Below are 24,025 nucleotides of genomic sequence, written 5' to 3' on the forward strand. Positions count from 1 at the left end.
GCTCGGGGGTAAAATACGTTCGTCCCGTCGACGCTCACTGGCTCGAGTCGATCGGCGATCGAACCGTCGGGATCGCTCACTCTCTATTCACAAACGTGCATACTCTGGGCATCAATGCGGACAAGAACGTTTAACTAACCCGTGTGGTTATGCTCGAGCATCCAACATGGGGGCTATCGAGACACTCGTAACGTTCTTCGGCTTCGACGAGCACGATACCGACCTCGAGACCGAATCCATCGCGGGGTTGACCACGTTCTTGGCGATGTCCTACATCATCGTCGTCAATCCGGCCATCCTCAGCGAGGCGATCGCGCTCGAGGGCTACAGTTCGAGCGAAGTCACGCAGATGATCACCGTCGCGACGATTCTCTCGTCGGCGGTCGCGATCTTCGTGATGGCGTTCTGGGCGAACAGGCCGTTCGGCCTCGCACCCGGGATGGGGCTGAACGCCTTCTTCGCGTTCACGGTCGTCCTCGGGCTCGGCGTCCCGTGGCAGGTCGCACTCGCGGCCGTCTTCGTCGAAGGGGTCGTCTTCATCGTGCTGACCGCGATCGGCGCGCGACGGTACATCATCGAACTCTTCCCGGAACCCGTCAAGTTCGCCGTCGGGGCCGGTATCGGCGTTTACCTGCTCTTCTTGGGACTGCAGGAGATGCAGATCGTCGTCGCGGACCCTGAAACGCTCGTGACGATGGGCAACGTCGCGACGAGCGCCGTCGCCGCGCTCTCGGTCGTGGGACTCGCGCTGATGCTCATTCTTCATGCCCGCGGCGTTCGGGGCTCGATCGTCATCGGCATCCTCGCCACGGCCGTCGCCGGCTGGCTGCTGACGGCCCTCGACGTCGTCTCGCCGGGGACGCTCACGCCGCCGGGGAGCTACGAGCAGGTCACCAACGAGGGCATCCTGAGCCTGATCGCGAGCGTTCAGTACGACTTCACGCCGCTCGTCGCCGGCTTCATCGACGGACTCGGGATGATCACCGACGATCCGCTCGTCTTCGTCCTAGTCGTCTTCACGTTCTTCTTTGTCGACTTCTTCGATACGGCCGGGACGCTCATCGGCGTCTCCCAGATCGGGGGCTTCCTCGACGAGAACGGGGATCTCCCCGAGATCGAGAAGCCGCTGATGGCCGACGCGGTCGGAACCACCGTCGGCGCGATGATCGGGACCTCGACGGTGACGACCTACATCGAATCCTCGACCGGCGTCGAGGAGGGCGGCCGGACCGGCTTTACCGCGCTCGTCGTCGGCCTCCTCTTCGTGCTATCCCTGCTGCTCGTGCCACTGATCAGCGCGATTCCGCAGTACGCGTCCTACCTCGCGCTGGTCGTCGTCGGCATCATCATGCTGCAGGGAGTCACCGACATCGACTGGCAGGACCCCGCGTGGGCGATCGCCGGCGGACTGACGATCACCGTCATGCCGATGACCGCGTCGATCTCGAACGGACTCGCCGCCGGGATCATGAGCTACCCGCTCGTCAAAGCCTCGATGGGCGAAGCCGACGACGTCTCGCTCGGCCAGTGGGCACTCGCCATCGCATTCATCCTCTACTTCGCCGTCTTCTTCGCCGTCGACGCCGAAATGCTCTCGTTCTGACGGGACAGTTCGGTCCGCTTTTGCTCGTCAATACGCGCCTCGAGCGGTCGAACGTCGGGTTCGCTCGGCTCAGCTCGACTCCGGCAATCGCCCGGTCGACCGGTGGGCTGATACGTCTTCCGCGGCAATAACCCCGCATGGCAGACATCACGATGTACGAGCTTCCCGGCTGTCCGTATTGTGCTAAGGTCCGCTCGAAACTCGACGACCTCGAGCTCGACTACGACATCATCGAGGTCCCCCGCTCGCACGACGAGCGCACCGAAGTCGAAAAGGTAAGCGGTCAGACCGGCGTCCCGGTCATCGTCGACGAGGCACACGGGGTCGAGGGCATGCCCGAAAGCGACGACATCGTCGAGTACCTCGAGGAAACGTACGGCAGCGGCGCGGCCTGAATCCGAAGGCTCGATCCCAGTTTAATCGCCGACCGTTCTCCAGCGATAGCATCGATTATCGATCCAACCAGAATCGATGGGAGCAGGCTGAACAGCATAAACAGGAGATAGCCGATCGCGACGGAGACGGCGAAGAAGAGCGCTGCATCGGTGACAGTCGTGACGGTCGTGCCGTAGGTGAACACGATTCCGAGCACCGCGATAAGCAGACGAGGAGTGCGTGGCGTTTGCTGACGATATCGACGGCAACGTTCGTCTCCATCAGTACCTATCGAAGAGGTTCTGGTCCGCTCAAATACGGGTATCGAGGTGGTTCTCAGGCCGCTTCTTCGTGCTCGGAGCGCTCCCGAATGACGTCCCGGAGGTCGTCGGCGTTCCGGAACGTCGCGAGTTCGTCGCGCTCGACCAGCGCGGTGCCGTCGACGGACTCCTGTTTGGCGCGGTCGACGACGTAGACGGATCGCGTGCGGGTGACCTGCCCGATCGAACTCATGATCCGAGCGCGTTTCTCCGCGGCCTTCGTGAACTTCGAGTGGCCCGTCAGAACGATTTCGCTGTCGTCTTCGTCCTCGCTGACGGCCGTAAACGGCGACCGGGCCGTCGGGTGGACGCTGTAGCCGGCCCGCGTGAGCACGGCGACGACCTGTTCGTCGTCCGGGTCCGCCTCGGGGTCGTCCGGCGTCGTCTCGCTCTCGTGGACGTCGTCGGCTCCCTCGAGGACGTCGACGGGGCTCGTCAGCGGCGCGTCGAACATCTCCTCTAAGCTCATCGCGACTTCGACGGAGGCGTTCATCCCGTCTTCGTACTTCGAGACGGTCCGCCGGGAGACGCCGAGTTCGCTGGCGAGTTGGCCGAGACTCCAGTCGCGGTCCTCTCGCTCGTCGGCTAACAGGTCACCGTCGATGTTGACGTAGAGGCCGCCGGGGGCGGCGTAGATCAGCGGCGGGACCTCTTCGATGAACAGGTTGTACGCCGTATCGGGGCTGAAGACGGGGACGCCGTGTCGGAAGTAGACGACGTCCGGTTTCAGATCCTCGTCGCGGCTGCGCAGGCCGATGACGAGCGGCGTCGCGTTGAGGTAGGTCCCCAGTCGCCGCATCTCTTGGCCCGTCGCCTGGTTGAACGCGTCGATGTTCGCGAGGATTTTAACGAGGATCAGATCCTCGCCACAGCGCGCGGCGATATCGAAGCTCTTCGGTCGAATCGCACACCGTTCGCTGACCATGAATCCCGCGTCCTCTAACATCGCGGTCACGTTGCCGACTAGCGCGGAGCGGGACATACGGGGTTGTAAGCGAGTCCTCCTATAAGACGTTTTCCCCGCGATGACCGAGTGCCGTGTCGCGATTCGATCGTGTATCAGGAGTATACTTATATATCAGGTCCTGCTGATCGGCGACGGCGCGGCGTCCCGAAAGGGGTTACCCGATCCCCCGTCAAGAGTCGCCGATGACTGTCGTCGGGATCGACGATACCGACTCGCGAGAGCGGGGGATGTGTACGACTTACGTCGCCGCGACGATCGCCGAGCGGCTGCGCCGCGAGGGGGGGACGATCGAACGGCTCCTCCTCGTCCGGCTCAACCCTGCCGTCGAGTACAAAACGCGAGGGAACGCCGCGCTGGCGATCCACACCGACTGCGATCCCGACCGCGCCGAGGCCGTCGCCCGCGAACGCCTCGAGTCGCTTGCCGAAACTGCGGACGAGCGGACGAATCCCGGGCTCGTCGTCGCGGACCACACCGCCGACACGAGCGCGATCCCCGACGAGATCGGGCAATTCGCGTGGCACGCGATTCGCGACCACCTCGAGCCGGCCGACGCCGCGGCGGCGATCGAGCGCCAGGGCTATCGATCGTGGCACGCGGGGAACGGCCGCGGCCGGATCGGCGCGCTGGCCGCCGTCGGCGCGTGGGCGGCCCTCGAGGAGTGGACCCACGAGTACATCTCCTATCGCGAGGAAGAGCGCTGGGGAACCGCCCGCGAGGTAGATCACGAGAGCGTCTTCGCGGCGGCCGACCGGGGCTATCCCGCAGTCTGGGACACCGTCGATCGCAGGGAGGACGAGACCGTCTGCGTGCCGCACACGCCCGGCCCGATCCTGTACGGGATCCGCGGCGACGAAGCGGCCGCGGTTCGATCGGTCGCAGAGCGGATCGAGAGCGAACCCGTCGCCGCGAGCCAGCTATTTCTGACGAATCAGGGGACGGACAGCCACCTCCGAGACGGTTCGATCGGAGCCGTCGCGAACGGGCGCGCCTACCGGCTCGAGGGGCGAGTCGCGACCGAGCCCGAAACCAGACGCGGGGGCCACGTCTTCGTCGCCCTCGAGTCGCCGGAACCGACGGATGGGGGAAGGGAAGACAAGGCCGGCGAGACCGCACCCGATCGGCTCACCTGTGCCGCGTTCGAGCCGACCAAGCGATTCCGCGATCGAGTGCGGGCGCTACGCGTCGGCGACCGGATCACCGCCTGCGGCGAGGTTGCAAGCGGAACGCTCAAACTCGAGAAATTTGCCGTCCGCGACCTCGTTCGGACCGAGCGGGTCACGCCGACCTGTCCCGACTGCGGGCGGACGATGAAGAGCGCGGGCCGGAATCAGGGCTATCGCTGTCGGGACTGCGGAACCGAGACGGCGGGGAAAGCGACACAGCCGCTCGAGCGCGACCTCGAGGTGGGCTGGTACGAAGTTCCCCCGTGTGCGCGTCGGCATATCGCGAAGCCGCTCGTCCGGGGCGGGTTCGACGCACCGACGCATCCGGAGCGGTAACGGCGAGACTGCGGCCGGAGAGACTCGAAAACAGAACCGAACAAATTCCGCCGTGCGCGACGGAAACCCGATCAGCGTACGGTGACGCCGTGGCGGGCGAGAAACTCGCTCGCTTCCTTGATTTCGACCGGGCTGCCGATGATCCGGCAGCGGTCCTCGCCGTGGGGAACGACGGAGACCGTGAACTCGTCGTCGAGCCGCGGCTCGAGCCCCTCGAGTGCCGCCCGCGGAAGGACGATCTGGGTGCTATCACGCAGCTGCGACGCGTTCGACATACAGCTAGCACCCGCCGCCTGCCGTTTATGTGTATCGAAGTCTGTTGGCATTGGTAATGGACGGGTGTGGTAGCTGCAGGAAATAGCGTAGTTGAGTCGACGTTCGGTGGCTTGACATCCTCCCCGCCCTAAAGGGCGAGGATTCCCCGAAGGGGATAGTAACGCGTGAAGATTCATCCATTCGTCGTGACGCACCGCTACGGCCCGCCAGTGGACCGCCGAGCCCGAACCGTCGGCCTGAAAACGCAACTCGCCGGCAGACCGGCCCGTTCCGAGACTCAAGTCCGGCCTCGAGATCCGCATCCGGCCAGCGACCGCCGGCGGTATCAGCCCGTTCCGTGGACCGTCACCGTCCGCGTGTCGCTCGCATGAGGCGATCGAACCACTACCGGGAACACGTCGTCGGTGGTCACCGGATACGTCTCGTAGCCGAGCGAGACTGTTTCGCTCCCGCCGGGCGACAGACCAATGCTCGCGGCGTCGACCACTTCGGGCGAGCGGCCGACGACGAGTTCCACGTCGTGCGTGCCGGCGGCGTCGCCGACGTTTTCGATAGCGGCGGTCACCGAGAGCCAGTCGCCGCCGGTCACCGGCGCGTTCGTTCCGGTGATCGACACCGCGAACGACGACTCACCCGAATCACCGTCGTTTCCGTCGCGTCCGGAGACCAGCACGGTCTGCGAGATTGTGTTGTCGCCCGTTCTCACCCGTACCGGGAACTCGTCGTCGTTTCGGACCGAGTAGGTCTCGTAGCCCAGCGAGACCGTCGTCGTCTCGCCCGTGCCGATAGTCACGCTCTGCGTATCGACCGTCGTCGGATCATGACCGACGACGAGTTCGACATCGCGGTCGGCCGGTCCGTCGCCCGTGTTCGCGAGTGTCGCCGTCACCTCGAGCCACTCGCCACCCGTTACCGGCGCGTTCGTCTCGAGGCCGGTCACCTCGAGGTGGCCCTGCGACCCGTCGTCTTCCGTTCCGATGACGGTCACGTCCGTTTCCGCGGCGGCGTGGGCCGTCTCGACGCGAGCCGGGAACGTCTGCGTGTTGCGGACGGTCGCCGTCGTGAACTCGAGGTCGACGGTCTCAGTCCGGGCGGTGAACACCTCGACTGTCCGACTGTCGACGTGCGTGGGGTCGTGGCCGACGATCAGATCGGCTTCGACGTCGACGAACCCGTGATAGGTGGAGTTGCCTTCGACATCGATTTCGGCCTCAATAATGAGATCTTCGCCCGCGAGAACCGGCGCGTTCGTGTCGGTGATCGCGACGTTTTGGAACGCGACGACCGACGGCCCGTCCGTGCGGACGGACGCCAATCGGCCGTCCAGGCAGGCGACCCACGCGATCATCGGATAGTCGCCAATGAACCAGATCGCGTTGCCGCCGGTCGTCGAATACGTGACCGTCCCCGTCGAGCCCGAGAGGTCGACCCGGTCGACGTACGTGGCGTTGCGCCCCTCCTGCCAGAAGAGCCGATGGAGCGTCCCGGAATCGTCGGCGGCCGACGCGGTCACGTCGACTTCGTCGCGGACCGTGATCGTGGCGTCCGGAGCCGGATCGCACGTCACGTCGGCGTCCGGCGGGGCCGGCGCGCTCTCGGTGACCTCGACCGTCCAGATGACGGTCGTCCCGTCGACGGTCACGCGGACCTCGTGAGTCCCCGATTCATCGAACTGCCCGTAGGCGGCCGGATTCCCGGTGATGTAGGTGTAACTGTAAAACGGGTCGTACGGCGTGATCGCGTCCTCGCTCGGTCCGTCGATCCGCCAGTCGGCCGCCTGCGGTTCGACGCCCGGAGACGCCGCGGCTTCGAAGACGATGTCGTCACCGGGCCGGACGGCCGTCGTGGTCGCCGCCGGACAGACCCGCTCGAGCGATCCCGTCTGGGCGTGTCCCACCCCCGTCGCCGCGAGCGCGCCCACGCTACTCCCCACTGCCGTAACGTATTCTCGCCTGCGCATATGCTATCATATGTCTCACAGGATGGTATAGCTAATACAACATTGACGAGGGAAACGTAATCGAGGAAACGATTATCCAATTCGGCAGAAAACGCAGTCTCGAGACCACAGGCAGTTCACTCCAGTTGCGGGGAAGGGTCTGCCGACGGCTGCCGCCGCGCGTTCTCAACGCGTGTCTCGAAAGGGTTTTTCGGCGCGACCGGTTGCATACTGACAAATGGGGCTCGAGGATGAAATCGAGGCAATCGAAGACGAAATAGCCAATACGCCCTACAACAAGTCGACGGAGGCCCACATCGGCCGGCTGAAGTCGAAGCTCGCGGAGAAAAAGGAGAAACTCGAGAAACAACAGTCCGGGTCGGGCGGCGGCGGCGGGTATTCCGTCGAGAAACACGGCGACGCGACCGTCGCGCTGGTCGGGTTCCCGAGCGTCGGGAAGTCGTCGCTGTTGAACTCGCTGACCAACGCCGAAAGCGAGACGGGCTCCTACGAGTTCACGACGCTCGACGTCAATCCGGGCATGCTGAACCACCGCGGTGCCAACATCCAACTGCTCGACGTGCCGGGACTGATCGAGGGCGCGGCGGCGGGCAAGGGCGGCGGCCAGCAGGTGCTGGCGGTCGTCCGCAACGCCGACCTGATCATCTTCATGCTCTCGGTGTTCGAAATCGAGCAGTACGACCGCCTGCGCGAGGAACTCTACGACATCAACATCCGCATCGATCAGGAGCCCCCGCAGGTCACCGTCCGCCCGAAGATCAAAGACGGCATCAAGATCACCTCGAGCACCGATCAGGACCTAAACGAAAAGACGATCAAAGACGTCCTCCGCGAGCACGGCTACGTCAACGCCGATCTGAACCTCCAAGAGAACGTCTCTATCGACCGGCTGGTCGACGGCCTGATGGATAACCGGGAATATATCCCCTCGATCACCTGCGTCAACAAGGTCGACCTGATCGATCCCGACTACAAGGAGACGGTCGACGAGCAGTTGCGCCAGCGCGACCTCGAGCCCGCGGACGTGACCTTCATCAGCGCCGAAGAGGAGAAGGGCCTCGACGCGCTCAAGGACCGCATCTGGGAGAACCTCGGTCTCATCCGAGTCTACATGGAGAAACCGGGCCGCGGCATCGACTGGGAGGAACCGCTCGTGATCGAGCGGGGCTCGACAGTCGGCGAGGCCATCCAAAAACTCGGCGGCGAGATGGAAGAGCGGTTCCGCTTCGCCCGGGTGACCGGACCCAGCGCGGCCCACGACAAACAGCAGGTCGGAACGGATCACGTCCTCGAGGATGAAGACGTGCTGAAGCTGATTCTGCGGCGATAACCGGTTCGGCCCCGTCGCTCGCGCATACCCGTCACCGCGCTCGGTCCAGAAGTGCATCCAACATACACCGTCCACGATCGTCTCGAAAGGTGGAGTAGATGGTGTCCGAGGTGCTCACTCTCCGATATTTTCCTCAGGCTAAAATGTTTGATTTGACCGGATTCGAATCGGAACGGTGAAGAATATACGACAGCCCGAAGACTAGGTACGTATGGCTGAATTCGGCGCGCTCTCGCTGGCTCCGCCGCTGCTCGCGATCGTCCTCGCGATCTGGACGCGGCGACCGATCCTGTCGCTGTTCCTCGGAATCTGGTCGGGCGGAGTCATCGCCACCGGAAGCATCGGCATCGGACAGACGTTCGAGTGGATCACTGGATCCATCGCGGACGTGTTCCACGCGAATATCCTGGTGTTCACCTTGCTGCTCGGATCGGGTGTCGCACTGATCTGGCGACTCGGCGGTGCGAGCGCCGTCCGCAACTGGGCGACCAGCCGGCTCGAGACCCAGCGCACCGCCGGTGCAGCGACGTGGATACTGGGGATCCTCCTGTTTTTCGACGATTACGCCAACACGGCGATCGTCGGCAGTACGATGCGCGAGATCTCGGATCAGTTGCGTATCTCCCGCGAAAAGCTCTCCTACATCGTCGACTCGACTGCCGCGCCCGTCGCGACGATCGGGCTCTCGAGCTGGGTCGCGTTCCAGCTCTCGATGATCGACGAGGGATACACCGCCCTCGTCGAGAGCGACGACTACGCCGTCACCGCGGCTGACACGCCGGGTGCGTTCGAGACGTTCGTCGGCTCGATTCCGTTCAATACCTACTCCCTACTCGCAATCGTCATGGTGGGCATCATCGTCTTCTCCCAGCGCGACTACGGGGAGATGCTCGACGCCGAGCACCGATCGTGGCAGACTGGAAAAGTAAACCGAGACGAGGCACAGCCCCTTCAGGAAGTCGAGAAGGATCTGGGCGCGCCGATCGAGGACCGACCGATGCTCCGGACGTTCTTCGCACCGATCGTCGTGCTGATCGCGGTCACGCTCTCCGGTGCGTTCTGGACCGGCTATCAGTCGTGGCTCGACCAGCAGGCCGAGGCGGGTGCGACGACGTCGCTCGAGACCGCCATCGGAAACGACGGCGTCGTCCAGGTGCTGGTCGACGTCGTCGGCGCGGGCGATTTCGCGGCCGCGCTCGTCTGGGGCTCGTTCGCGATGGTCGCGACCTTGATCCTCATCGGACTGGCCTACGACCTTTTCGACCTCGGTGACAGTGTTGACACGATTCTCGATGGCTTCTCCCTGATGCTGACCGCGGTGACGATTCTGGTGCTAGCCTGGTCGATCAGTGCGGTCGCCGAGGAACTCGGTACGGGAAGCTACGTCGCCGGCGTCGCGGAAGGGGTCGTCTCGCCGGCCGTCCTCCCGATCGTCGTGTTGCTCGTCTCCGCCTTCGTCGCGTTCACCATGGGGTCGTCGTGGGCGACGATGGGCATCGTCACTCCGATCTCGATCCGCGTCGCCTACGAGCTCACCGGCACGTTCGAACTCATGCCGGTGATGGTCGGGGCGGTGTTCTCGGGTGCGATCTTCGGCGATCACTCGTCACCGATCTCCGACACCTCGGTCCTCTCGGCGACGTTCACCGGTGCAGACCTCATCGATCACATCCGCACGCAGCTCTACTATGCCGGAACCGTCCTGTTCGTCGTGGTCGTCTGTTATGCCCTCTACGGCTTCTTCGGCGTTCCGTGGGTGGTGTTCCTCCCCCTCGGAGTCGTCCTGCTGGTCGGATTCGTTTACGGTCTCTCGGAGATCGACGCCCAGCGCAAAGGGCTTGCTCCCAGGGCCTCTTCGGCCGACGTCGACCGCACCGGTCGAGAGACCGAGGCCGAACCCGGATCGACCCCGGAAGACCTCGACTAGACCGCCGTCTCCGCCATATTTTTGCCGTCCGCAAGACAGAGATAGCGTATGGACGGAACGCTCGATCACACGATGATCCGCGTCGCTGACCTCGAGGCATCGCTCGACTGGTATCAGACCCACCTCGAGTACGAGGAGAAAGACCGCTTCGAGGGCGACGGCTTTACCATCGTCTACCTCGGCCCCGAAGAGATGCACGACGAGGGAGCGATGCTCGAGATTACCCATAACGAAGGCGAAGAGCCCGAGGTAGGCGACGCGTGGGGCCATATCGCCGTCCGCGTCCCCGAGGGCGAACTCGAGAGCCACTATCAGCAGCTCATGGATGAAGGCGTCGAGGACTACCGCGATCCCGAATCCTGCGGCGGCGACTACGCGTTCGTCAAAGATCCCGACGGCCACGAGGTCGAGATCGTCCAGCGTGAGACGGGGGCGCTCTGGTCGCTCGATCACACGATGATCCGCGTCGAGGACGCCGACGAGGCGCTCGGCTTCTGGACCCGCAAGTTCGAGTACGACGAGGTCGGCCGATGGGAGTCCGATACCTTCGCGAACTACTTCGTCGAGCCCCGCGATGCCCCCGACGAGGCGATGTCCGTCGAGCTCACCTACAATTACGACGGCCGCACGTACGACATGGGCGACGCGTGGGGTCACCTCTGTATTCGTATCGATGACCTCCAAGACGATTGGGAGCAACTCCTCGAGCGCGGAGCCGACGACTACCGCGACCCCGAGAGCAACGACAACATGTACGCGTTCACGAGAGATCAGGACGGCCACGAGATCGAACTCATCGAGCGTGATCTCGAGGCAGACTCGCTGTTCCCGTTCTAATCGGTCCCTGTTTTCCCGTCGGGTAAGGTAGCCACAACAACCGTTTTCCGTAGCGATACGATCCAGCCGACAGCAGCCTGTGATCAACTTGATCCGACCGCCTTCGCTTCCGAGAGCACACCGCTCGCAGCGTTAGAGATCCGGAACCGGAACGACGACCACCGGCCGACTCGCATCGGCGAGCAATTGCCGTGCGGTCGAACCGAGACCACCGGTCGAACCGGGAGTACCGCTGTGGGTGCCGATCACGATTTCGTCGGCGTCGAACTCCGCCGCCGCCTCGAGGAGCGTCTCTGCGGGGGTGCCCGATCGAAGGTCAGTCTCGACATCGCCCGCAACCGCGAGTCGAACGGGCGCGACATTCAACGCCTCCTCGCCGTCGCGGCGCGTCGTCGCGTCGTCGGCGACCGCAATCGCGGTCACCGCGTCATCGGCGGTGACTCGATCGCCGAGATAGTCACAGATCGCCGCCGTCGTGTGAACGGAGTCGGTGCCGAGAAGGTACTGCATAGCGGCCCTACGGCGACGAGATCGAAGAAAGCTGTGGAACCACACGCGAGCAATCGTCGGCACATGGATTTTCCGACCCAGAAAACGCGCTCGTATCACTAATAGGTCGGCACGAAACGATCCAAGCGGGGGACGAGAGGTCAGCCCCGCACGCCTTGATGGTCCCCCGATGCATCCCCGCATCCGATCATCCCCACCGGTGCGACGCCAGCCCCAGTCCCCGCGAGCCCCCCTCGCGCGGGGACATCGGCGTCGCACCCACCCTCTCACTGTTCGCAGAAACGGTGTCTCGGGATCGCTTCGGCCCTACCATTCACCGATCGCCATACTCGCTCAATGCTGCCCGTACAGCGAGTAGGTGATCGCAACCAGTCCGATCAGTCTACTCACGTTCTCGAGCAGTGCGATGACCGTTTGATCCGGACTGACTAGCGTAGCGACCGCGACGTTGACGAGGAACGGACACATCGTCAACAGGAGGAGCCCGATCGAGAGATAGAGCATCGACGACGCACCGTTGCGTCGGTACCCACGGTAGGCCTGATAGGCGATCACCGCCCCGAAGAGAGCGACGAGGAAGAGACTCGTGACGGTCAACAGTTCGAACAACGTCGCCTCGTCGATCCGAACGACGCTCCGGCTCATCGCATCCCCTCCCACATGCGAGTGAACTTGTCGGCGACGTCTTCTTCGCTGTACGTCAACTCGAGGGCGAACGAGCCGTCCTCCAGCGACAGTTCGAGTCGGTCGAGGTTCGCACTGTAGACGCTGTAATGGTTGCCGTCCGGTGCGAGTTCCGTCTCTTCGGTGACGAGGTGACACTCCTCGAGACGGTCGAGTCGCCGGTAGATCGTCGGGAGGGACGCGTCACACCGTTCGCTCAGTGTACTAGCAGACATGGGTTCGACGCTCGTGTGGGTGAGGATATCCCGTGCGTACTCGTCGTCGAGGACCGCGAGCAATGTAGACAGGTCAGGTTCCTCACTCACTGGTATAACTGTTCGTTCCGGTATAACTATCAAAAGCAGTCCGGTTTTTCTGAACGAGAAAACACCTCGCTACGGGGTCGTACATCCGTCGAGATACGCAGTCTCGGGACCCCACTCGGCCCCAAAACGGTGATAAGCGGTAATACGGACGATGATCCGACATCCGGAATCATGCGACAGATTCCGACAGATTACATATCGCGTTATATGATTTACGACGAGGCTCGAGCCGATAGACGGCCGTTTTAGCAGGCGATACCAACGAATCGATTCGCTTCGGTAGGGGCACGCGATTTCAGCCACGATCAACACCGCGACTGACGAATCTGCACCGTTGACATCCTCCCCGCGCTGAAGAGCGAGGATTCCCGAGTCAAGCGACTCGAAGATTCGCGTACATCGCGAACCGCCGGTTCGCTCAGCGGTGGGATATAACCGCCTCGAGTCCGCGAGGACAGCGAAACGAGTGTTCGAACCAGAGGTAGCGCCGCTGCAGGTCCCATTCGGACACTGTGAAATGTTGACGAAACGAATCGATCGCGACGTCTCCCACAACGATATCGAGTGCTGCCACTCTGCAACCCCACCTCGGTCGGAGTATGATACGGTCGGGCGGTTCGCAACGACTACTTTCGGAGCCGCGGTTACCCGTTTTCCGCGACTCGCGAGTTGAACCCGGCGGTGTCACCGTATGAGCAAACTCGGAGGGCTGTTCGATCGGAGAAGCGATAAATATGGGGCGACCTCATCGAGCGGAGTGGTTTACGAGCGCACAGACCCCGGGCCCGAGACGGCAAAGATTGGGTCCGTTGGCGAGTCCGGACCGTTCGTCGACCGCTCATTGCGATCGACTCTCCAGAGCGGTCGAATTTGCTCGAGGGACGTTCACGTCGAAATCAGCGGAGCGCGACCTCACGACCGCCGATCAGCCTCGAACGACCAATTTATCTCGCCAGTGCTCGGCGAACCGTTTATCGCTCTCGCTGGGTTAGCTCGGCCATGACCCGCACGACCTATCGGTGTCCGTGTGGTGCACACCTCGAGTTCAAACAGGACCTCGAGAAGGAACGCGGAAGGCCGACGCCGAAGTGGAAGTGCAAAGACTGCGGGACGCCAGTCCCGGGGATGACGGCGGAAAAGATCAGACACCAACACCCATCCTAAGCGACGGTCGAAATCACGGTCGATACCGTCAAACAACGAACCATAAATCATATTTCGATATACCGAATATCGTGAGTTCCCAGAACGGTCGTCACTGTGACCTCGATCGACCGCTCTCGAGCCAGTAACCACCGAAAGGATAACCGTCGGTGCGAGACGCTGCTGACCGGTTGTAGACGCGAACGCCGGGCTAACCCCCGTTCGAGGATCAGTCCTCTTCAGCCGGAAACAACTACACGCCGGTCGCGGCCGATCGCGTTCGTTCCGACCCCGTGGGACCGAAACACGGATTTAGGCTCGCGGAACAGTATGGGACGAATTGATGATCCGTGGCGACACCTACCCGTTCCGCCTTCGCCGCGGTGGTCGCCGCCTCGAGCGGCCGGCCAGCGCCCGAAGCGAGAGGCGACGGTCTACGCCGTGTCGTCGCGCGGTAACCGGACGGGTGATCGCTCCGTGACCGAGGTCGCGATCACGGACGCGGTCGACGCCTATCTCCAGCGGAAGGCCGTCGGGGACCCCGACGGGCCGGGTGCCGGAGCCTACGCAGCCAACGCGGAATCGATCCTCCGGCGGTGGGCCGACTGGCTCGAGCGAGAACACGACCTCACTGTGCTGTTCGCACTCGAAGTCGAACACATGCGCGCGTACGCGGAAGAACTCCGCCGACGGACCGACCGCGGAGAGTACACCGCCTCGACGGCCGGCACCTACTACGCGGTCGTCCGCGCGTTCCTCTCGTGGTGTGTCCGTGGGGGGATTCTCGTGGACAACCCCGCCGCGGCCGACCGCGCGGAGACCGCGCTGCCGACCGCCGAAACGCGCTCGGAAAGCGACTCGTGGACCGCACGACAACGGCGCGAACTCGAGCGCACCGTCCGCGAGCGAGCGCTCGGGACTGCCTCCTCGACGAGCGATCGACGGGCCCGGTTACGCGAGTACGCGATGGTCGCCGTACTCGCCCACTCGAACGTCCGGGGGTCCGAACTGTTCCGGGTACCGGAAGACGACCGGCGAACCGGTGCGACGTGGGACGACGTCGACTTCTATACGGGGACGATCCGCGTGCTGGGAAAGTCCCAGCGTCTCGAGGACGTCCCGCTCCCCGCCCGCGCACGGACGCCGCTGCGTCGCTATCGGGTGGTGCTCGACCCGCCGTCGAACGACTGGCCGCTGTTTCCGACGGGTCACGCGCCGTCGATCGCGGCGCGAGTTCGATCGGTGCTTCGCGACCGGGGTCGCGACGAGCGCGAGATCGAGACGCTGTTCGAGAGCGCGACGGCGACTGAACTCGCTCGAGAGTACGCCATCGCGTTGCCGGCGATTACCACCGAAGGCGCGCGCTCAGTTCTGAAACGGCTCTGTGAGGACGCGGGCATCGACATCGACGGCAACTACCTGACGCCGCGGGGCGTGCGGCACGACGGCGACGATGACGCGTACCGCCGCGAAGCGTCGGCGTCGAAACCGACGCTTCGGGCGTCGGTACTCGAGCAGTCGATCGTCGTTTCGGGAGAACAGCCGTCAGTCGTCGACGACGATGGGCAGTCGCGAGACGAGCAGCCGGACCGCAGTTGAGACGCGAAGCGAATCGGATACCGAAATCGGAAGCGACGGCGTGCGAGTCGGTGTCGATATTGCGTTCAGACCACGAGGAGCCACAGGATCGCCGTCAGAACGAGCGTCAGCAGTAAGACGGTGGTTCCGATGCCCGTTCGGAGGTGAATTGTGGACGGGCGGCCGCCATCCGTCGGCTGTCGTTCGTCGACATCGACCATCCAGTCGGGGAGTCGGCCCGCGGCCGCGTCGACCGCGAGAACGGGATTGTTGCCGAGCCAGTAACAGCGTTTGACCCCGCCGACGACCGCTCTATCGACGGCAGCATAGGTTTCGGTCACCGCGAGCATCGTCCAGCGGCTGAAGGTATACGTCACCGGATAGATGATCATCGCCGGATCGCCCAGATCGAGTTTCGAGAGCGGTTTTCGGACGAGGACGAACGTGACGGCGGCGACCGCCGTCAGGATTCCCGCCGTCTCGAGGTGAGAGAGGCTGTAGGGATGGAGTTCGCTCTCGCCGCCGTAATACGAGAACGTGAAGTGGCCGCCGTGGCCGTGGAGCGTCGGCGCGAGGTCGGCGAGTCCCTGCCACCAGACCCCGAAGAGGAGACAGGCACCGCCGAGCCCGAGCATCGCGACGGTCTGGCCGGGTTTGGCGTCGGCGACCTCGACGTCGCTCTCGCCGTGGAAGAAGACGTAGTAGCCGAGCTTGATGAACGACAGCAGGGTTCCGATCGCGCCGAGCCAGAGCAGCCAGTACAGCGCTTGATACTCGGGCTGGCCGTAGTAGCCCGGATCAGCGGCGTCGAAGATCATCCCCTTGCTCACGTAGCCGTTGAATCCCGGAATCGCGGTGATCGAGAGCGCGCCGAGCCCGAATCCGATTGCAGTCAGGGGCATCTCGCGCCAGAGCCCGCCAAGGTGATAGAGATCCTCCTCGCCGGTCCGATAGATGACGACCCCGACGGCCATGAACAGCAGACTCTTGAACAACACGTTGTTGAACAGGTGGCTCATCGAGCCGGCGACGGCCAGCTGGGATCCGATCCCGATTCCAGCGACGATGTAGCCGAGCTGGGCCTGAATGTGGTAGGACAGCAGCGCCCGCATGTCGTGTTGCAACAGAGCGAAGGTCGCGCCGTAGACGGCCATCAACCCGCCCATGTACGCGACGTAGATGGATACGTCGTGGGCTCCCTCGACCGGGAACGCCCGATAGAGGACGAACGCACTGGTCTTGGTCGTGTACACCGAGAGGAACACCGAGGCCGCGATGTGCGGACGCGGATAGGTGTCGGGCAGCCACGTATGGAAGCCGATGAAGGCGACGTTGACGCCCATCCCGAGCACCGCGAGTATGGCTGGGATTCCGGTGGCGATCCCGTCGGTGGCCGTATAGAGGAACGACCCGACCTCGACGTAGTGGACGGCGACCGCAAGCATCACCAGCACGCCGCCGGTACCGTGGAAGAGCGCGTACCGGAAGCCGGCGCGAACCGCCTCGCCGCCGTACTGCCAGACCACCAGCGTGCTCGTCACGGCCATCAGCTCCCACATGAACAAGAGCACGAGCCAGTCGCCGGCGAAGGCCGCCCCGATCGACGAGGAGACGTAGACGAGCGCGAACGCGACCAGCGTCTTACTGGCCTCGCTCGAGTAGGCGTAGATAACGCTACAGACGCCGAGGAAGCCGAGCCCGATGCCGACCATTCGGGAGAAGCCGTCGACGTAGAACGGGACGACCTCGAACCCGAGGAAAGTCCCGGCGAGGTGTTGGCCCTCCGGCGCGACCAGCGAGATCGCGAGCACGGCCGCGAGACTCACCGCGCCGAGGGCGAAGCCGGCGATCCGGGGCAAGATGAGGACGAGCAGCGCCGCCGCAAAGATCAAAAGCGGGGGGTAGGCCAGCGAGAGGAACTCGAGTTCCATTAGCGGCTCACCTCCGTGACGAGTTCATCGAACGGGACGTTCCCGAGTTCCTCGAACGGCATCCCGAAGACGCCCTCGACGATCCGGGTCGCCAGATCGAGGAAGACGGCGTAGTCCGGGACCACGCCGAGGACGATCGCGCCCGTCGCGATGATCGTGATCGGCGCGAGCATGAGCCACGTGCTCTCGGTGAACGGCGAGTGGCGTTGCCAGCCGTCGGCCGGCGGGCCGCCGGTGAGGTGGTCGTCGTGATCGCCGTGATGATCCGTGGCGTCGACGGACTCACCCGTCGTCTCGCTCCCGTCGGAAACCGTGTGGTCGCTCGGGTTCTGGTCGACGGCGTACTCGAACGTTTCGTCTCCCGCGGTGTCAGCATCCGTTTCCTCGGCCGTCTCGCTTCGCTCGCGTTCGCTATCGGGTCGTTCGCCCCCGTCGGTGGCGACGTGGCCGTCGTCCGGCTCGCTCCCGTAGGACTGGCGCAGGCCGCCTCGCGGGAACTCGAGGAACGGTTTGGCGTTGTGGCGGTCCTCGCTCTCGAAGAAGGCGGTGTAGACGACCGGCCAGAAGTAGCCGATGTTGAGCACGGCCGACAGCAACAGTGCGCCGGCGAACAGCCAGTACTCGCCGCCCATGTAGCCGGCCCCGATCAGCATGTAGAATTTGCTGACGAAGCCGGCAAGCGGCGGCAGCCCGGCCATCCCGGCCGCACCGACGGTAAAGGCGGTCATCGTCAGCGGCATCCGCTTGCCGATGCCGGCCATCTCGCTGATGTAGTCCGTGTGGGTCTCGACGTGGATCGAGCCCGCACAGAAGAACAGCGTGAGTTTCGCGAACGCGTGTGCGGGAATGTGAAACAGCGCCCCGACCATCGCGTAGGGATGTAACATCGAGAGCCCGAGCACGATGTAGGACAGCTGTGCCGTCGTCGAATAGGCGAGCCGGCGCTTGAGGTGGTCCTTGCGCAATGCGATGATACTCGCCGCGGTCAGCGTGAACGCGGCGACGAGGGCAACCGGGATATTCAGCCCGACCTCGCCGATTCCGGGGACGTCGAGCGGCAGGTCGTGGATCAGCCCCGGACCGTAGACCTCGAGAATGACGCGGGCGATGCCGAAAGCGCCGGACTTGACGACCGCGACCGCGTGGAGCAGCCCGGAGACGGGGGTCGGCGCGACCATCGCGTCGGCGAGCCAGGAGTGGATCGGCATCAGTGCGGCCTTGACGCCAAAGCCGGCGATGAGCAGGAAAAAGGCTGCCTGCGCGTAGACCGGCTCGACCTGTGCGGCCGCGGCGAGTGCTTCCATTCCGCCAGCCTCGAAGGCGAGCGTCGGCCCGCTCCCGACCAGCCCCGTCAACCAGTAGATCATGACGGTGCCGGCGAGCAGGAAGACCCCGCCGCCGAAGAACGTGTAGGTCAAGTACTTGCGACCGGCGATGCGGGCCTCGCTGTCCTCGTTGTGGGCGACCAGCGGGTAGGTCACGAGCGACAGCAGCTCGTAGAAGACGAAGATCGTCACCAGGTTCGCCGCGAAGGCGATCCCGACAGCTGTTGAGAGACTGGCCGCGAATGAGGCGAAAAACCGCGTCTGGGCGTGTTCGTCGAGCCCGCGCATGTACCCCGTCGCGTAAAACGACGTGAAGATCCAGAGGAAGCTCGCGAGCAGGGCGAAGAAGATCCCAAGCGGATCGGCCCGCAGGGCGAAGTCGATCCCCTCGAGGAACTGGATCCCCGTCGAATCCGCGAGACTCCACCGGAAGACGGTGCCGTCCATGACCGCGGGGAGCATGCTTGCGATGATGGCGAACTTCGCGAGGGCGGCCAGTACTGACCAGCCCTCGCGGAGGTTCGGTCGGCGATGCGACGCGACGATCAGGACGATGGCGACCGCCGAGACCAACACGGCGGCGAGCGGTCGGATGTCTGCAACCATTAGTTGAACACCTCCGTGAGGAACGGCGAGAGCAAGTCTGCGAGCGTGCCGCCGGCGAACCCGAGCGCGACGGCACCAAGCGCGGCGACGACGACGATCGCGACCATGCCAGTCGAAACGGGATCCCGCGTCTCCCCGCCGCGGATCGCGGCGGCAGCGGTCGCGGTTCCGTCTCCCTCGAGGCCGGGATCGGTGGCGTTGGAGTCGTCGTTATCGGCATCACCGCCGTCGGTCGCCACCGCACCCGACGCGTGCGGCCGGTCGACCACTGCGGACGGCGTGAAGTACATTTTCTCGAGCAGGCGGGCGGCGTAGGCTAAGGTGAGCATGGTACTGAGGAAGATCACGGCGGCGACGGGCCAGAGCTGGGACTCGACGGCACCCAGCGCGATGTACCACTTGCCGACGAAGCCGACGCCCGGCGGGACGCCGACGAGCGCGAACAGGAGCACGGCCATGGACCCGGCGATGATCGGGCGCTCCGTGGCGAGGCCGGCGTACTCGTCGACGGTGCGGGCTCCGTAGCTCGCCGCGACGAGTGCGGCCCCGAGGAAGAGGCCGGCTTTCAGCAGGCCGTGGCCGACGAGGTGGATCGCGGCACCGACGAAAGCGGTCTCGGAGTTGCCGGCGATGACGACCCCGTAAGCGGCTACGACCAGCCCGAACTGCGAGACCGACGAGTACGCGAGCATGCGTTTGACCTCGGTCTGGATCACGGCGAGGACGGTGCCCGCGAGGACGCTCACGCAGCCTATCGCGAGGACGACCGCGGCGGCGTTGGGCATTGCGGCGAGGTACTCGACCTCGAAGACGGTGACGATCAGCCGGCCGAACGCGTAGGCCGACGCCGTCGAGACGAGCGCCGCGATCAGCGGCGTCACGCCGTCGGGTGCCTGCTGGTAGGCACTCGGCTGCCACGTGTGTAGCGGCCACTGAGCGACCTTGACAGCGAAGCCGACGACCATGAACGCGAAGCCGGCGTGGATCAAGGTCTGTGCCTCTGCCCCCGGAATCGCCTCGGCGAGTTCGACCATGTTGAGCGTCCCCGTCGCCATGAAGACGAAGGCGACGCCGATCAGGTACATCGACGCGGCGACGGTGCCCAAGATCAGGTACTTCAGGGCCGCGACCGCCGACTCGGGACCGTCGCCGCTGGCGACCAGCGCGTAGGTTGCCAGGCTCGTAATCTCGAGGAAGACGAAGAGGTTGAACACGTCGCCGGTCAGCGAGATCCCGAGCAGGCCGCCGACCAGCAGCAGGTAGGCGGTGTAGAACGTGTTGCCGCGCGGCCCACCTTGACGCGTATACGCGAGGACGCCGGCGGCGACCCCCGTCACGAGCAGAACGATCAGCATCGAGAACTCGTCGGCGACGAGTTCGATCCCATAGCGCCGAGGATACCCGCCGAGCTGGTGATAGATCGCTTCTCCGCCGGCGTAAACGACGGTTGCGAGGACCACGGCAGCACCGAACAGGCCGGTCGTCGTGATCGTCGCGATAGACCAACCGGTTCGGTCGAACCGCAGGCCGAGCGCGACCGGCAGCGTCGCCGCGATGATCGGCACGGCGATCAGCAGCGGGAGCAACAGATCGACGTTACTCATCGGCGCGCACCTCCCGAAGGGTGTCCTCGCGGAGCGTTCCGTACTCCGCGTAGATGCGGATGATCAGCGCCAACCCGACCGCCGTCAGCGCGATGCCGACGACGATGGCGGTCAGCACGATGACCTGCGGCAGCGGGCTCGCGACCATGACTTCACCGGGTTCCCCGTGGTGGGGGACGATCGGTGCCGACGCGCCCTCCACGTTGATGTAGGCCATCGAGATGAAAAACAGGAAGATGGCCGTCTGAAAGAGACTCACCCCGATCAGCTTCTTGACGAGGTTCTCGCTGGCGATCACCATGTAGATGCCAAGTCCCAGCAAGACGAACATCAGGACGTAGGTGTAGCGCTCGGTCAACAGTTCAATCATCGTCGTTCACCTCCGCGACGGGCGAATCGGGACCCTCGGTGGCGTTGTTGGCATTGCTGATGCCGCCGGTCCCGCTCGGCCGTTCCGGCGAAAAGCCGGCTGCCATCGTAAAGAAGAGGCTGATGATGACCCCCGAGACGATCAGCGAGATGCCGGCGATCTCGACGGCCTCGAGCCCCCACTTCGGTTTGATGTGGAAGACCTCCTTGAGCATGGTAAATTCGAGGAAGTTCCCGCCCAGCGCGATCATCCCGAGGCCGACGGCTCCGAAAATGACGACGCCGCCGGCGATGAGCCCGGTGATAACGGAATTTTTGAGCCACTGTCGGGTCGGCTCGATGCCGAAGGCGAAGGCGAGCATGAGGACGGTGACGCCGACGATGGTCCCGCCTTGGAACCCGCCGCCAGGAGCGTCGGCACCGTGGAAGGTCATGAACAGCCCGTAGGTGAGCGTAAACGGTGCGATGATCTTGACGGCGGTCATGATCACCTGACTCTCGGTGTAGGTATCGTCGTAGTCGGACATTCAGGCGAACACCTCGCGTTTCAGGACGAGCAGAGTCGAGACGCCGGCTGCGAAGACGACGACCGCCTCGCCGAAGGTGTCGAACCCACGGTAGGCGGCGAGGACGGACGTGACCGCGTTTTCGACGCCCGTCTGCTCGTAGGTCTCCGTGATGTAGTGTTGGGTCACGTCGGGGTTCGACCAGACCGGCGTGGACGTGCTCCCGACCGGGTACATCTCGGGGAGCACTGCGGTACACAGCAGGAGGACGAACGCGCCGACGACGACGACCGCGGGCACGTGAATCCGCTCTCTGAGCGCGTCGGTCGTGGGCCGGGTCGTGCGTGCGATCGTCAACAGCAACAACAGCGTCGTGACGCCAGCACCGATCGCGGCCTCGGTCATCGCCACGTCGGGTGCCAGCAGGAACGTATAGAGGATGGCCATCCCGAGGCTGTACGCGCCGAAGACGATGATGACCGACAGCACGTCCCGGAACAACACCGTCGCGACGGCCGTCGCGAGGATGAAGATCACGAGCGAGTACGCGAACAGGCTCATCGGGTCTCACCGTCGGTTTCGGTCGGGACGTCGCGTTCAGCGGACGATTCGGGTTCGGCGGCACCCTCGTCCGCGAGGACGGGCTCGACGCCGGTCTCCGCGGCCGAGCGGGCGATCGCGTGGGCCGCCGTCGGGTTCGTGATGAACACGAAAAACAGCAGTAAGACGGTGTAGACCGCCGCGTGCTGCCAGCCGAAGGCCAGAGCGACGCCGGCGAGTGCGAAACCCGCCCCGAGCGTGTCCGTCTGGGAGGCCGTGTGGGCCCGGGCGTAGATGTCCGGAAGACGGAGGACGCCGACCGTCGAGACGAGCGTGAAGAACACGCCGAGTCCGAGCAGGACGACGATCGCCCAGAACCGGACGGTCCCGACGGTCGACTGGAGCGCGATCGGCTCGATCACAGCACACCACCCCGTTCGACGGTGAACTTCGAGATGGCGATCGACATCAGGAAGTTCAACAGGGCGTAGATCAGCGCGACGTCGAGGAACCACGACTGATCGAGCCCCGCTGCCAGCAGGGCGAGGATGACGACCGTGTTCGTCCCGAGGACGTTGACCGCCAGCAGCCGGTCTTGGGTCGTCGGCCCGACGACGGCGCGATAGAACACCGCAATCGCCAGCACGACGAACAGGCCGGCCGCGACGAGGAAGGCGTTCTCGAGCGAGGTCGGCATCACAGCTCGTCACCCCCGACGATTTCGGTGTCGTCGCGTTCGCGCGGCGATGGGATCGCCGCCGATTCGCGACCGTAGAAAACAAAGCGGATCGCCCGTTCCAAGCCACCGTCGAAGAGGTCGTCTCGAGCGGCGGGAATCAGCGTGTGGACGAGCAGCTGCTGGTTGTTGGCCCGGACCGTCAGCGTGCCCGGGGTGAGCGTGATGCTGTTTGCCAGCGCGGTCAGCGGCAGCCCGCTTCGGACGCGGGTGTTGACCCGCGTCAGCGAGGGCTCGATCGGCATCGACGGCCGGAGGATGACCGCCGAGACCGCGATGTTGGCCTTGACGATCTCCCAGAGCAGATAGGGGATGTAGAACACGAATCGAACGACGCGGATCGGCGACTGAACGCGGTCGAGCGGCACGGTAAACGTGACCCGCGCGAGCGAGATCGCGGTGATGCCGGCGACCGCCGCGCCCGTGAGGAGATCGAACCAGTAGGTCGGATCGCCCAACACGAGATAGAAGCCGTAGGAGATCAGGAACGTCGCGAACAGGCGGTCGAAATCCTCGGTGCCGCCGGCGAGACGGCCGTGTCGAGCCGAGCGCTCGACCGGGGCCTCGTCGTAGGCCAGCCCGATGCGCTCGAGTTCGCGCTCGAGGGGCTGGAGCAGCTGTGCGGTGACGCCGGGTTGGTACTCCGGATCGATGACGACCCGGTCGATCCCGTGTTCGTCGGCGTAGGCGTCGAAGATTTCGGCATAATCTCGCGGGCCGAAGAGGTACTCGTCGGCACCGAGCGTCGCGGTTTCGATTGTCACGTCGGCGTCGCCGGCGTCCTCTTCGACCCAGTTTCGCGCCCGGGAGAGCAGCCCCTCGGCATCCTCGAGTTGCTGGTCGCTCTCCGGCACGTCGGCGTCGTAGGGGAGCGCGACCACGAGATGGCACTCGAGCGAATCGGCTGCCTCGAGCCCGGATTGGACGGCGTAGCCGACCGTTTGCCTGACGGTTACCGTATCAGACAACGGGACGAGCAGGCGGTTAGCCGCCACGGCGTCTCCCTCCAGGGGACCGACATTGGGTACTCATGGCTCTCGTTGGTAGTCGAATCAAGCGGTAGCCGTAGGAAAACGATTTCGTTATCCACC

General features: G+C 64.4%; 23 protein-coding genes. 8 read left to right on the forward strand and 15 right to left on the reverse strand.

The features are described from left to right. Positions 1–166 precede the first annotated feature (166 nt). Together ACJYUO_RS13665 and ACJYUO_RS13670 are read left to right on the forward strand one after the other, a co-directional pair. The gene (locus ACJYUO_RS13665; RefSeq protein WP_494345904.1) at positions 167–1,603 is read left to right on the forward strand and encodes an NCS2 family permease; all 1,437 of its coding nucleotides are present in this window, start codon (positions 167–169) and stop codon (positions 1,601–1,603) included. A gap of 137 nt (positions 1,604–1,740) precedes the next feature. Beyond that, complete coding sequence (locus tag ACJYUO_RS13670) at positions 1,741–1,998, forward strand: glutaredoxin family protein (RefSeq protein WP_006431501.1); 258 nt, start codon at positions 1,741–1,743, stop codon at positions 1,996–1,998. Between the two features lie 316 nt (positions 1,999–2,314). Here ACJYUO_RS13670 and ACJYUO_RS13675 read toward each other — a convergent pair whose 3' ends face one another. Further along, on the reverse strand, positions 2,315–3,280 hold the full coding sequence (locus ACJYUO_RS13675) for a transcriptional regulator (RefSeq protein ID WP_494345905.1): 966 nt from the start codon (positions 3,278–3,280) through the stop codon (positions 2,315–2,317). A 167-nt stretch (positions 3,281–3,447) separates the two neighbouring features. Between ACJYUO_RS13675 and ACJYUO_RS13680 the strand changes: the two genes are divergently transcribed. Next, on the forward strand, positions 3,448–4,767 hold the full coding sequence (locus tag ACJYUO_RS13680; protein ID WP_494345906.1) for a TiaS agmantine-binding domain-containing protein: 1,320 nt from the start codon (positions 3,448–3,450) through the stop codon (positions 4,765–4,767). Positions 4,768–4,838: 71 nt separating this feature from the next. Here ACJYUO_RS13680 and ACJYUO_RS13685 read toward each other — a convergent pair whose 3' ends face one another. Further along, entirely contained in the window at positions 4,839–5,042 is a 204-nt protein-coding gene (locus tag ACJYUO_RS13685) for a VNG_1110C family protein (RefSeq protein WP_494345907.1), read from the reverse strand. 326 nt (positions 5,043–5,368) lie between these two features. Continuing rightward, positions 5,369–7,003, reverse strand: coding sequence for a hypothetical protein (locus tag ACJYUO_RS13690; protein WP_494345908.1), 1,635 nt, complete (start codon positions 7,001–7,003; stop codon positions 5,369–5,371). A gap of 217 nt (positions 7,004–7,220) precedes the next feature. Between ACJYUO_RS13690 and ACJYUO_RS13695 the strand changes: the two genes are divergently transcribed. The 3 genes from ACJYUO_RS13695 to ACJYUO_RS13705 all read left to right on the forward strand — a co-directional run bounded on the left by ACJYUO_RS13695 (position 7,221) and on the right by ACJYUO_RS13705 (position 11,097). Then, a complete protein-coding gene (locus ACJYUO_RS13695; RefSeq protein WP_494345909.1) occupies positions 7,221–8,333 on the forward strand; it encodes an OBG GTPase family GTP-binding protein in 1,113 nt (370 codons plus the stop codon). Between the two features lie 211 nt (positions 8,334–8,544). Beyond that, positions 8,545–10,260 carry a Na+/H+ antiporter NhaC family protein gene (locus tag ACJYUO_RS13700; protein WP_494345910.1) on the forward strand — a complete coding sequence of 572 codons (1,716 nt, stop codon included), beginning with the start codon at positions 8,545–8,547 and terminating at the stop codon, positions 10,258–10,260. A gap of 48 nt (positions 10,261–10,308) precedes the next feature. Further along, entirely contained in the window at positions 10,309–11,097 is a 789-nt protein-coding gene (locus tag ACJYUO_RS13705; protein ID WP_494345911.1) for a VOC family protein, read from the forward strand. A 132-nt stretch (positions 11,098–11,229) separates the two neighbouring features. Here ACJYUO_RS13705 and ACJYUO_RS13710 read toward each other — a convergent pair whose 3' ends face one another. From ACJYUO_RS13710 to ACJYUO_RS13720, 3 genes are all read right to left on the reverse strand, one after another. Continuing rightward, positions 11,230–11,607: a universal stress protein gene (locus ACJYUO_RS13710; RefSeq protein WP_494345912.1), complete on the reverse strand. Its 378-nt coding sequence runs from the start codon at positions 11,605–11,607 to the stop codon at positions 11,230–11,232. Positions 11,608–11,940: 333 nt separating this feature from the next. Beyond that, entirely contained in the window at positions 11,941–12,252 is a 312-nt protein-coding gene (locus tag ACJYUO_RS13715) for a DUF7521 family protein (RefSeq protein WP_494345913.1), read from the reverse strand. Further along, on the reverse strand, positions 12,249–12,596 hold the full coding sequence (locus ACJYUO_RS13720; protein ID WP_049890811.1) for an ArsR/SmtB family transcription factor: 348 nt from the start codon (positions 12,594–12,596) through the stop codon (positions 12,249–12,251). The genes ACJYUO_RS13715 and ACJYUO_RS13720 overlap by 4 nt, the downstream gene beginning before the upstream one ends. A 999-nt stretch (positions 12,597–13,595) precedes the next feature. On the opposite strand from ACJYUO_RS13720, the gene ACJYUO_RS13725 reads away from it, so the two are divergent. Continuing rightward, on the forward strand, positions 13,596–13,760 hold the full coding sequence (locus ACJYUO_RS13725) for a hypothetical protein (RefSeq protein ID WP_494345914.1): 165 nt from the start codon (positions 13,596–13,598) through the stop codon (positions 13,758–13,760). 456 nt (positions 13,761–14,216) lie between these two features. Continuing rightward, positions 14,217–15,338, forward strand: coding sequence for a tyrosine-type recombinase/integrase (locus ACJYUO_RS13730; protein WP_494345998.1), 1,122 nt, complete (start codon positions 14,217–14,219; stop codon positions 15,336–15,338). Between the two features lie 65 nt (positions 15,339–15,403). Here the strand turns inward: ACJYUO_RS13730 and ACJYUO_RS13735 are convergent, their stop codons facing one another. The 9 genes from ACJYUO_RS13735 to ACJYUO_RS13775 are packed head-to-tail and all read right to left on the reverse strand — an operon-like array spanning position 15,404 to position 23,929. Next, complete coding sequence (locus ACJYUO_RS13735) at positions 15,404–17,248, reverse strand: Na(+)/H(+) antiporter subunit D (protein WP_494345915.1); 1,845 nt, start codon at positions 17,246–17,248, stop codon at positions 15,404–15,406. Next, on the reverse strand, positions 17,248–19,179 hold the full coding sequence (locus tag ACJYUO_RS13740) for a proton-conducting transporter transmembrane domain-containing protein (RefSeq protein ID WP_494345916.1): 1,932 nt from the start codon (positions 19,177–19,179) through the stop codon (positions 17,248–17,250). The genes ACJYUO_RS13735 and ACJYUO_RS13740 overlap by 1 nt, the downstream gene beginning before the upstream one ends. Next, the gene (locus ACJYUO_RS13745) at positions 19,179–20,783 is read right to left on the reverse strand and encodes a proton-conducting transporter transmembrane domain-containing protein (protein ID WP_494345917.1); all 1,605 of its coding nucleotides are present in this window, start codon (positions 20,781–20,783) and stop codon (positions 19,179–19,181) included. The genes ACJYUO_RS13740 and ACJYUO_RS13745 overlap by 1 nt, the downstream gene beginning before the upstream one ends. Then, positions 20,776–21,153 carry a cation:proton antiporter subunit C gene (locus tag ACJYUO_RS13750; protein ID WP_494345918.1) on the reverse strand — a complete coding sequence of 126 codons (378 nt, stop codon included), beginning with the start codon at positions 21,151–21,153 and terminating at the stop codon, positions 20,776–20,778. Before ACJYUO_RS13750 ends, ACJYUO_RS13745 begins: the two co-directional genes overlap by 8 nt. Next, the gene (locus tag ACJYUO_RS13755) at positions 21,146–21,679 is read right to left on the reverse strand and encodes an MnhB domain-containing protein (protein WP_494345919.1); all 534 of its coding nucleotides are present in this window, start codon (positions 21,677–21,679) and stop codon (positions 21,146–21,148) included. Before ACJYUO_RS13755 ends, ACJYUO_RS13750 begins: the two co-directional genes overlap by 8 nt. Next, on the reverse strand, positions 21,680–22,219 hold the full coding sequence (locus ACJYUO_RS13760) for a DUF4040 domain-containing protein (RefSeq protein ID WP_494345920.1): 540 nt from the start codon (positions 22,217–22,219) through the stop codon (positions 21,680–21,682). After that, positions 22,216–22,620, reverse strand: coding sequence for a monovalent cation/H(+) antiporter subunit G (gene mnhG, locus ACJYUO_RS13765; RefSeq protein ID WP_494345921.1), 405 nt, complete (start codon positions 22,618–22,620; stop codon positions 22,216–22,218). The genes ACJYUO_RS13760 and mnhG overlap by 4 nt, the downstream gene beginning before the upstream one ends. Then, positions 22,617–22,895 (reverse strand): cation:proton antiporter, encoded by a 279-nt coding sequence (locus ACJYUO_RS13770; RefSeq protein ID WP_494345922.1) that lies wholly within the window; start codon positions 22,893–22,895, stop codon positions 22,617–22,619. Before ACJYUO_RS13770 ends, mnhG begins: the two co-directional genes overlap by 4 nt. After that, entirely contained in the window at positions 22,895–23,929 is a 1,035-nt protein-coding gene (locus tag ACJYUO_RS13775; protein ID WP_494345923.1) for a monovalent cation/H+ antiporter subunit E, read from the reverse strand. The genes ACJYUO_RS13770 and ACJYUO_RS13775 overlap by 1 nt, the downstream gene beginning before the upstream one ends. Positions 23,930–24,025 lie beyond the last annotated feature (96 nt).

Source organism: Natrinema sp. CRL1 (assembly GCF_059162405.1).

Coding starts and splice junctions, on each gene's coding strand:
- ACJYUO_RS13665 (WP_494345904.1), top strand. CDS start 167: ATGGGGGCTATCGAGACACTCGTAACGTTCTTCGGCTTCGACGAGCAC.
- ACJYUO_RS13670 (WP_006431501.1), top strand. CDS start 1,741: ATGGCAGACATCACGATGTACGAGCTTCCCGGCTGTCCGTATTGTGCT.
- ACJYUO_RS13675 (WP_494345905.1), bottom strand. CDS start 3,280: ATGTCCCGCTCCGCGCTAGTCGGCAACGTGACCGCGATGTTAGAGGAC.
- ACJYUO_RS13680 (WP_494345906.1), top strand. CDS start 3,448: ATGACTGTCGTCGGGATCGACGATACCGACTCGCGAGAGCGGGGGATG.
- ACJYUO_RS13685 (WP_494345907.1), bottom strand. CDS start 5,042: ATGTCGAACGCGTCGCAGCTGCGTGATAGCACCCAGATCGTCCTTCCG.
- ACJYUO_RS13690 (WP_494345908.1), bottom strand. CDS start 7,003: ATGCGCAGGCGAGAATACGTTACGGCAGTGGGGAGTAGCGTGGGCGCG.
- ACJYUO_RS13695 (WP_494345909.1), top strand. CDS start 7,221: ATGGGGCTCGAGGATGAAATCGAGGCAATCGAAGACGAAATAGCCAAT.
- ACJYUO_RS13700 (WP_494345910.1), top strand. CDS start 8,545: ATGGCTGAATTCGGCGCGCTCTCGCTGGCTCCGCCGCTGCTCGCGATC.
- ACJYUO_RS13705 (WP_494345911.1), top strand. CDS start 10,309: ATGGACGGAACGCTCGATCACACGATGATCCGCGTCGCTGACCTCGAG.
- ACJYUO_RS13710 (WP_494345912.1), bottom strand. CDS start 11,607: ATGCAGTACCTTCTCGGCACCGACTCCGTTCACACGACGGCGGCGATC.
- ACJYUO_RS13715 (WP_494345913.1), bottom strand. CDS start 12,252: ATGAGCCGGAGCGTCGTTCGGATCGACGAGGCGACGTTGTTCGAACTG.
- ACJYUO_RS13725 (WP_494345914.1), top strand. CDS start 13,596: ATGACCCGCACGACCTATCGGTGTCCGTGTGGTGCACACCTCGAGTTC.
- ACJYUO_RS13735 (WP_494345915.1), bottom strand. CDS start 17,248: ATGGAACTCGAGTTCCTCTCGCTGGCCTACCCCCCGCTTTTGATCTTT.
- ACJYUO_RS13740 (WP_494345916.1), bottom strand. CDS start 19,179: ATGGTTGCAGACATCCGACCGCTCGCCGCCGTGTTGGTCTCGGCGGTC.
- ACJYUO_RS13745 (WP_494345917.1), bottom strand. CDS start 20,783: ATGAGTAACGTCGATCTGTTGCTCCCGCTGCTGATCGCCGTGCCGATC.
- ACJYUO_RS13750 (WP_494345918.1), bottom strand. CDS start 21,153: ATGATTGAACTGTTGACCGAGCGCTACACCTACGTCCTGATGTTCGTC.
- ACJYUO_RS13755 (WP_494345919.1), bottom strand. CDS start 21,679: ATGTCCGACTACGACGATACCTACACCGAGAGTCAGGTGATCATGACC.
- ACJYUO_RS13760 (WP_494345920.1), bottom strand. CDS start 22,219: ATGAGCCTGTTCGCGTACTCGCTCGTGATCTTCATCCTCGCGACGGCC.
- ACJYUO_RS13770 (WP_494345922.1), bottom strand. CDS start 22,895: ATGCCGACCTCGCTCGAGAACGCCTTCCTCGTCGCGGCCGGCCTGTTC.